We start from the raw sequence: 7,696 nt of genomic DNA on the forward strand, positions 1-7,696 counted from the left end.
GTGCGCTGCTGCGCGGTGCGGCCTTGATCGCGGCTTCCTGGCGTACCAGGGTGCGGGTGGCGGCAGCCGGTTGGGCTTCTTCGCTCTCGGCGGTGGCGGTGATTTCGTAGCTGGACTGGCCGCTCAGCGCTTCCGGGCTGTCGTCGCGCAGGCGCTGCACTTCGAAGTGCGGGGTTTCCAGATGATCGTTGGGCAGTATCACGATGCGCGCGCGGGTGCGCAGTTCGATCTTGGTGATCGAGTTGCGCTTCTCGTTGAGCAGGAAGGCCGCGACCGGGATCGGCACCTGGGCGCGGACTTCGGCGGTGCGATCCTTCAGCGCTTCTTCTTCGATCAGGCGCAGGATGGCCAGCGACAGTGATTCGACGTCGCGGATGATGCCTTGACCGTTGCAGCGCGGGCAGACGATGCCGCTGGTCTCGCCCAGGGACGGACGCAGGCGCTGGCGGGACATTTCCAGCAGGCCGAAGCGCGAGATGCGGCCGACCTGAACGCGGGCGCGGTCGGCTTCCAGGGCTTCGCGCACCTTCTCCTCGACGGCGCGCTGGTTCTTCGCCGGGGTCATGTCGATGAAGTCGATGACGATCAGGCCGCCGATGTCGCGCAGGCGCAGCTGGCGGGCGATTTCCTCGGCCGCTTCCAGGTTGGTCTGCAGCGCGGTCTCCTCGATGTCGCTGCCTTTGGTGGCGCGCGCCGAGTTGATGTCGATGGAGACCAGGGCTTCGGTCGGGTCGATGACGATGGAGCCGCCGGACGGCAGCTTCACTTCACGCTGGAAGGCGGTCTCGATCTGGCTTTCGATCTGGAAGCGGTTGAACAGCGGCACGCTGTCTTCGTACAGCTTGATCTTGCTGGCGTACTGCGGCATCACCTGCTGGATGAAGCTCAGCGCCTCTTCCTGGGCTTCGACGCTGTCAACCAGCACTTCGCCGATGTCCTGGCGCAGGTAGTCGCGGATGGCGCGGATGATGACGTTGGATTCCTGGTAGATCAGGAACGGGGCGGGGCGGCTGGTGGAGGCTTCCTTGATGGCGCTCCACAGCTGCAGCAGGTAGTCGAGGTCCCACTGCATCTCTTCGCTGGAGCGGCCCAGGCCGGCGGTGCGCACGATCAGGCCCATGTCGGCCGGGGCGTTGAGGCCGTTCAGCGCTTCGCGCAGTTCGTTGCGCTCTTCGCCTTCGATGCGGCGGCTGATGCCGCCGGCGCGCGGGTTGTTTGGCATCAGCACCAGGTAACGACCGGCCAGGCTGATGAAGGTGGTCAGGGCCGCGCCCTTGTTGCCGCGTTCTTCCTTCTCGACCTGGACTATGACTTCCTGGCCTTCCTTGAGCACGTCCTTGATATTGACGCGGCCGCCTTCAGGGGCCTTGGAGAAGTATTCGCGGGAGATTTCTTTGAGGGGGAGGAAGCCGTGGCGTTCGGAACCGAAATCGACGAAGGCGGCTTCAAGGCTGGGTTCGACGCGGGTGATGCGGCCTTTATAGATGTTGGCCTTCTTCTGTTCGCGGGCGCCGGACTCGATGTCCAGGTCGTAGAGTTTTTGGCCGTCTACCAGGGCAACACGCAACTCTTCGGGCTGAGTCGCGTTAATAAGCATTCTTTTCATGTGGTACCAATGGGTTCCGGGGCTGCCGGAAGCCACGTCAGGCACACACGACTCTCAGGGTCGGTGTCAGGCGCGTCAGAAACGGTCGTAAATCGTTCCACTGTCTAGCGACGGCCAGCCACTATCGGGCTGCGGTCGCGACGGACGTCTCCTGCTTGCTGTGGTGACAGAAGCACTCAGTCAGGAGGAGGAATCAACTGGCGGTAGCGGACGAGATGAGGCGTCTTTGATCAAGCGATGTGCTACGCAGTCCGACAGTTGTACATCTCCACCCTACACGTATCGCTGAAAATCGGGTGCCGCGCGCGGATTCCGCAGCGGTTGTCAGTTACCGCGACCGCCCGACCGGGCGAATCGCGCATCATACTCAAGGCTTTATTTCCGAACTCTTCGCGGCCTTTTGCGGCCTTTCTAAGCCGAAGAATCCGTCGGACGGCCTCACGTCCTCAATGGGTTGCGCGGGCAGGGGATGGCAAGTTTGGCGATCATCCGCAAGCCAGGCCGCTTTTGGCGGCGTTCGCGACTATAGCAGCAATGATTAAGTGCTTCAATTCCATAAAAAATTGTTATGATTGCGCGATGACTACTCCCGCCTCTCCAACCTCCGGCGTTCAGCTGATCGAGGTTGCACCGGAACTCGCCGGCCAACGCATCGACAATTTCCTCCGGACACAGCTCAAGGGCGTGCCCAAGACCCTGATTTACCGCATCTTGCGCAAAGGCGAGGTGCGGGTGAACAAGGGCCGGATCAAGCCCGAGTACAAGCTGCAGGCCGGCGACATCGTGCGCGTGCCGCCGCTGCGCCTGGCCGAGCGTGACGAGCCCGAGCCGCTGGCGCAGGGCCTGCTCGAGCGCCTGGAGGCGGCCATCGTCTACGAGGACAAGGCGCTGATCGTGCTGAACAAGCCGGCCGGCATCGCCGTGCATGGTGGTAGCGGTCTCAACTACGGCGTGATCGAGGCGTTCCGCCAGTTGCGTCCCGAGGCCAAGGATCTGGAACTGGTACATCGCCTGGATCGCGACACCTCCGGCCTTTTGATGATCGCCAAGAAGCGCAGCATGTTGCGCCACCTGCACGAGGCGCTGCGCGGCGATGGTGTCGACAAGCGCTATATGGCGCTGGTGCGCGGCCATTGGGCGACCGCCAAGAAGCAGGTCAATGCGCCGCTGCAGAAGAGCAACCTGCGTTCCGGCGAGCGCATGGTCGAGGTCGACGGAGAAGGCAAGGAGGCGCTGACGCTGTTCCGCGTGCTGCGCCGCTTCGGCGAGTTCGCCACCCTGGTCGAGGCCAAGCCGGTGACCGGCCGTACCCACCAGATTCGCGTGCATGCCAAGCATGCCGGGCACTGCATCGCCGGTGACTCCAAGTACGGCGACGACGAGTTCACCCGCGAGATTCGCGAGCTGGGCGGCAAGCGCCTGTTCCTGCATGCCTATGAGCTGGTCGTGCCGCTGCCCGATGGCGGCGAGTTGCGCCTGGAGGCGCCGGTGGACGAGATGTGGGCGCGGACCCTGGAGCGTCTGAGTGCCTGACTATCGGCTGCTGATCTTCGATTGGGACGGCACCCTGGTGGATTCCATCGGGCGCATCGTCGAGGCCATGCATCGCGCCGCCGATGTCGGCGGCGTGCCGCGCCGCAGCGACGTCGAGGTGCGCGGCATCATCGGTCTGGAACTGGGGCGGGCGATCGAGACGCTCTATCCGGAACTCCGCGATCCGGCTTGCATCGAAGCCTTTCGCCGCTGCTACAGCGAGCAGTACCTGGCGCTGGAAACCGAGCCTTCGCCGCTGTTCGATGGCGTGAGCGAGTCGCTCGAAGCCTTTCGTGAGCAGGGGTATCGATTGGCGGTGGCCACCGGCAAGGGGCGCCATGGCCTGCAGCGGGTGCTGGCGGACAAGGGCTGGCTGGATTACTTCGACGTCACCCGTTGCGCCGACGAGACCGCGAGCAAGCCCGACCCGCGCATGCTGCATGAGATTCTGCGACATTGTCGGATGGAGCCGGCGCAGGCGCTGATGGTGGGCGACTCCACCTTCGATCTGCTGATGGCGCGCAATGCCGGGATGGATGCGGTGGCGGTCGGTTTCGGGGCTCAACCATTGTCGGTGCTGCGCGAATGTGCGCCGCGGCTGGCGATCAACCAATTCAATGAGCTGCGCACCTGGCTGGATGGTCAGGCGGCGAAGCGCTCGATAGAGGTGAATGAATATGTCGGATGAGTGGAAGTCATCGGCGTCGCCCGAGGCCGAGGATGCCAAGAGCTGGAAATTGCTGGAGAAGGCGCTGCTGTCCAGCGTGCAGGAGCAGCGTCGCTCGAGGCGCTGGGGCATCTTCTTCAAGTTGCTGACCTTCGTTTACCTGTTCGTGGCGCTGGCCTTGTTCGTGCCGATGCTGGATCTGAAGAAGGCCTCGACGGCCGGGGCGCATACCGCGCTGATCGAGATCCGCGGGATGATCGCCGATCAGGAAGCGGCCAGTGCCGACAAGGTGGTCGGCAGCCTGCGCGCCGCCTTCGAGGATGCCAATACCAAGGGTGTGATTCTGCGCATCAATAGCCCGGGCGGCAGTCCGGTGCAGTCCGGCTACATCTATGACGAGATCCGCCGCCTGCGCGGCGAATACCCGCAGACCAAAGTCTATGCGGTGATCAGCGACCTGGGGGCGTCCGGCGCCTACTACATCGCCAGTGCGGCGGATGAAATCTACGCCGACAAGGCCAGTCTGGTCGGTTCCATCGGCGTCACGGCGGCGGGGTTCGGTTTTGTCGGGGTGATGGAGAAGCTGGGCGTGGATCGTCGGGTCTACACCTCGGGCGAGCACAAGGCCTTCCTCGATCCCTTCCAGCCGCCGAAGGAAGAGGAAACCCAGTTCTGGAAGAGCGTGCTGGAAACCACTCATCGCCAGTTCATCGACAGCGTCAAGCAGGGGCGTGGCGAGCGACTCAAGGCCGAGGAGAATCCCGAGTTGTTCTCCGGGCTGGTGTGGTCGGGCGAGCAGGCGTTGCAGTTGGGGCTGATCGACGCCCTGGGCAGTGCCAGCTATGTGGCGCGCGAGGTGGTGGGGGCGAAGGAGATCGTCGATTTCACCGTGCGCGACACGCCGTTCGATCGCTTCGCCAAACGCCTGGGCACCAGCGTGGCCGATCGTATCGCGCTGTGGATGGGCTTTCAGGGGCCGACGCTGCGCTGATTTCTCTGTCGTGTGCGAAAAGGCCTGCTTGTCAGGCCTTTTTCGTGGCTGTCAGGGAATCTCGATGCCCTCGTTGAGCAGCATATCGACCAGGCGAATCAGTGGCAGGCCGATCAGGCTGGTGGCGTCTTCGCCTTCGGTACTGCGAAACAGGCTGATGCCCAGGCCTTCGGACTTGAAGCTGCCGGCGCAGTCGAAGGGTTGCTCGCGCTGCAGGTAGCGCAGGATCTGCGCCTCGTCGAGCTGGCGAAAGTGCACGGTGAAGGGCACGCAGTCCACCTGGCAGCGGCCGCTGGCGCTGTCGAGCAGGGCCAGGCCGGTGAGAAAGGTGACGCTGCTGCCGCTGGCGGCGCGCAGTTGCGCCTGGGCGCGCTCCAGGTCGTGCGGTTTGCCGAGAATCTGGCCATCGTCCAGCGCGGCGACCTGATCCGAGCCGATGATCAGGTGATTCGGGTGGCTGGCGGCCAGGGCGCGGGCCTTCTCCTCGGCCAGGCGTTTGACCAGCTCTGTGGCGGTCTCGTCGGGGCGGTGCGTCTCGTCGATACTCGGCGACTGCCAGCTGAAGGGCAGTTGCAGGCGGGCGAGCAGTTCGCGGCGATAGGGCGAGCTGGAGGCGAGTAGCAGCGGCATGTGAAGCTCCTATATATAAGGAGGCCATTCTAAAGAGCCGCCAGGTGCCGCGACAGGCCGAATTTCCTTTGACAGGGGCAGGGTGCATCCCTAGAATGCTGCGCCTATGTTGAATGGGCCGATTCCACCTCACGTTGATCCGCGCAAGCTCGCCGACCGCGAAGTTACCCTAGAAGGGCAACTCGAACTGGCCAGCCTGCCGCGTCTCTGCGACCCGCTTGCCGGTACGGCCGGCGTGGTGCAGGCGAAGTTTCACTTCGCGCGTGACGAGCAGAAAACTGTGGTCATCCGCAGCGAGCTCGAGGTTGAGGTCAAAATGGTCTGCCAGCGTTGTCTGGAGCTGGTCGCGCTACCCATCCGCAGCGAATGTGAATACGCCGTGGTTCGGGTTGGAGCGAACACTCAGTCCTTGCCGAAGGGCTACGACGTGCTGGAAGTGGGTGAAGAGCCGCTTGAAATGCTGGGCCTGGTCGAGGATGAATTGCTCCTCGCCCTGCCCATCGTTCCTGCTCACGCCCCAGGTGATTGCCAGCAGCCGGACGGTCTCGACGAGATCGACCCGGGCGAGGACGAGGTATCGCGGTCCAACCCGTTCAGTGTATTGGCGCAGTTAAAGCGTGACCCAAACGTTTAGGAGTTAATCAGTTATGGCTGTTCAGCAGAACAAAAAATCCCGTTCCGCCCGCGACATGCGTCGTTCGCACGACGCCCTCGAGGCCAGCACCCTGTCCGTAGAGAAGAGCACCGGTGAAGTTCACCTGCGCCACCACGTTTCTCCGGAAGGCGTGTACCGCGGTCGCAAGGTGATCGACAAGGGCGCCGACGAGTAATCCTTGTCCGCCTCGATCATCGCGATTGATGCAATGGGTGGGGACTTCGGTCCCCACTGCATTGTTCCGGCCTGCATTGCCGCGCTGGCCGAATTCCCCTCGCTGCACCTGACCCTCGTCGGTCAAGCCCCCCTTATCGAAGAACAGCTCGCCCGCCAGTCCGGCGTCGATCGCGCACGCCTGCAGGTTCATCACGCCGGCGAAGTGATCGCCATGGACGAGCGTCCGGCGCAGGCTCTGCGTGGCAAGCCCGATGCCTCGATGCGCGTGGCGCTGGAGCTGGTGCGTCAGCGCCAGGCCCATGCCTGCGTCAGTGCCGGCAATACCGGGGCGCTGATGGCGCTGTCGCGCTATGTGCTCAAGACCCTGCCGGGCATCGACCGGCCGGCCATGGTCAGCCCGGTGCCCACCGAGCGCGGCCACTGCTACCTGCTGGATCTGGGGGCCAACGTCGACTGCAGTGCCGAGCATCTCTACCAGTTCGCCATCATGGGCGCGGTGGCGGCCGAGACCCTGGGCGTCAGCCGGCCGCGGGTGGCGCTGCTCAACGTCGGCACCGAGGACATCAAGGGCAACCAGCAGGTCAAGCTGGCGGCCAGCCTGCTGCAGCAGGCGCGTGGGCTGAACTTCGTCGGCTATATCGAGGGCGACGGCCTGTACCGCGGCGAGGCCGATGTGGTGGTGTGCGACGGCTTCGTCGGCAATATCCTGCTCAAGTCCAGCGAGGGCCTGGCGCAACTGATCGCCGGGCGGGTCGAGGCATTGTTCCGCCAGGGCCTGTTCGCCCAGGCCGTGGGGGCGCTGGCCATGCCGTTGCTGCGCCGCCTGAAGGCCGACCTGGCGCCGGCGCAGCACAATGGTGCGAGCTTTCTCGGCCTGCAGGGCATCGTGGTCAAGAGCCATGGCGCAGCGGGACAGGAGGGTTTCCAGAGCGCGATTCGCTGCGCGCTGCGCGAGGTGCAGGAGAATCTGCCGCAGCGCCTGCACGGTCGCCTCGAGGATCTGTTGCTGTAGGATGTGACCACGGCCGACGGCCTGTCATCCAACTGTCAGTTCGCTGCGCCAGGCTTGCCCTGGCGCTGGTTTTCCGACTCAAGGGACTTATCCATGTCTGCATCCCTCGCATTCGTCTTCCCCGGTCAGGGCTCGCAAGCCCTGGCCATGCTCGCCGAGCACGGTGTCCAGCAGCAGCTGGTGATCGACACCTTCGGCGAAGCCTCCGAAGTGCTCGGCTACGACCTCTGGGCGCTGACCCAGCAGGGCCCGGAAGAGCAACTGAACCAGACCGACAAGACCCAGCCGGCCATCCTCGCCGCCTCCATCGCCCTGTGGCGTCTGTGGCAGGCCGAGGGCGGCGCGCGGCCGGCGTTCGTCGCCGGCCACAGCCTGGGCGAGTATTCCGCGCTGGTCGCCGCAGGCAGCCTGGGCTTCGCCGATGC

General features: G+C 64.3%; 9 protein-coding genes. 7 read left to right on the forward strand and 2 right to left on the reverse strand.

Features of this window, described 5'->3' with window-relative positions:
• Positions 1 to 1,606: ribonuclease E (rne, locus tag N878_RS08250; protein WP_082457827.1), on the reverse strand; the 1,606-nt coding region annotated here is incomplete at its 3' end.
• Positions 1,607 to 2,185: 579 nt separating this feature from the next.
• On the opposite strand from rne, the gene rluC reads away from it, so the two are divergent.
• The 3 genes from rluC to sppA are packed head-to-tail and all read left to right on the forward strand — an operon-like array spanning position 2,186 to position 4,797.
• On the forward strand, positions 2,186 to 3,139 hold the full coding sequence (gene rluC, locus N878_RS08255; RefSeq protein ID WP_021443196.1) for a 23S rRNA pseudouridine(955/2504/2580) synthase RluC: 954 nt from the start codon (positions 2,186 to 2,188) through the stop codon (positions 3,137 to 3,139).
• Positions 3,132 to 3,827, forward strand: coding sequence for an HAD-IA family hydrolase (locus N878_RS08260; protein WP_021443197.1), 696 nt, complete (start codon positions 3,132 to 3,134; stop codon positions 3,825 to 3,827). Before rluC ends, N878_RS08260 begins: the two co-directional genes overlap by 8 nt.
• Positions 3,817 to 4,797 carry a signal peptide peptidase SppA gene (sppA, locus tag N878_RS08265; protein WP_021443198.1) on the forward strand — a complete coding sequence of 327 codons (981 nt, stop codon included), beginning with the start codon at positions 3,817 to 3,819 and terminating at the stop codon, positions 4,795 to 4,797. Before N878_RS08260 ends, sppA begins: the two co-directional genes overlap by 11 nt.
• 51 nt (positions 4,798 to 4,848) lie before the next feature.
• Here the strand turns inward: sppA and N878_RS08270 are convergent, their stop codons facing one another.
• Positions 4,849 to 5,427: a nucleoside triphosphate pyrophosphatase gene (locus tag N878_RS08270; protein ID WP_021443199.1), complete on the reverse strand. Its 579-nt coding sequence runs from the start codon at positions 5,425 to 5,427 to the stop codon at positions 4,849 to 4,851.
• Between the two features lie 106 nt (positions 5,428 to 5,533).
• On the opposite strand from N878_RS08270, the gene N878_RS08275 reads away from it, so the two are divergent.
• From N878_RS08275 to N878_RS08290, 4 genes are all read left to right on the forward strand, one after another.
• On the forward strand, positions 5,534 to 6,061 hold the full coding sequence (locus tag N878_RS08275; protein ID WP_021443200.1) for a YceD family protein: 528 nt from the start codon (positions 5,534 to 5,536) through the stop codon (positions 6,059 to 6,061).
• A gap of 13 nt (positions 6,062 to 6,074) precedes the next feature.
• Positions 6,075 to 6,257 carry a 50S ribosomal protein L32 gene (gene rpmF, locus N878_RS08280; RefSeq protein ID WP_003245185.1) on the forward strand — a complete coding sequence of 61 codons (183 nt, stop codon included), beginning with the start codon at positions 6,075 to 6,077 and terminating at the stop codon, positions 6,255 to 6,257.
• 3 nt (positions 6,258 to 6,260) lie between these two features.
• Positions 6,261 to 7,271, forward strand: a complete 1,011-nt coding sequence (gene plsX, locus N878_RS08285) for a phosphate acyltransferase PlsX (protein ID WP_082457826.1) — start codon at positions 6,261 to 6,263, stop codon at positions 7,269 to 7,271.
• A 93-nt stretch (positions 7,272 to 7,364) separates the two neighbouring features.
• A partial coding sequence (locus N878_RS08290; protein WP_036987535.1) for an ACP S-malonyltransferase occupies positions 7,365 to 7,696 on the forward strand: 332 nt, incomplete at its 3' end.

Origin of the sequence: Pseudomonas sp. EGD-AK9, assembly GCF_000465935.2 — a bacterium.
Lineage (GTDB): Bacteria > Pseudomonadota > Gammaproteobacteria > Pseudomonadales > Pseudomonadaceae > Aquipseudomonas.

Excerpts from the sequence above, each read along its gene's own strand:
- rluC (WP_021443196.1), top strand. The coding sequence starts at position 2,186 with ATGACTACTCCCGCCTCTCCAACCTCCGGCGTTCAGCTGATCGAGGTT.
- sppA (WP_021443198.1), top strand. The coding sequence starts at position 3,817 with ATGTCGGATGAGTGGAAGTCATCGGCGTCGCCCGAGGCCGAGGATGCC.
- N878_RS08270 (WP_021443199.1), bottom strand. The coding sequence starts at position 5,427 with ATGCCGCTGCTACTCGCCTCCAGCTCGCCCTATCGCCGCGAACTGCTC.
- N878_RS08275 (WP_021443200.1), top strand. The coding sequence starts at position 5,534 with ATGTTGAATGGGCCGATTCCACCTCACGTTGATCCGCGCAAGCTCGCC.
- rpmF (WP_003245185.1), top strand. The coding sequence starts at position 6,075 with ATGGCTGTTCAGCAGAACAAAAAATCCCGTTCCGCCCGCGACATGCGT.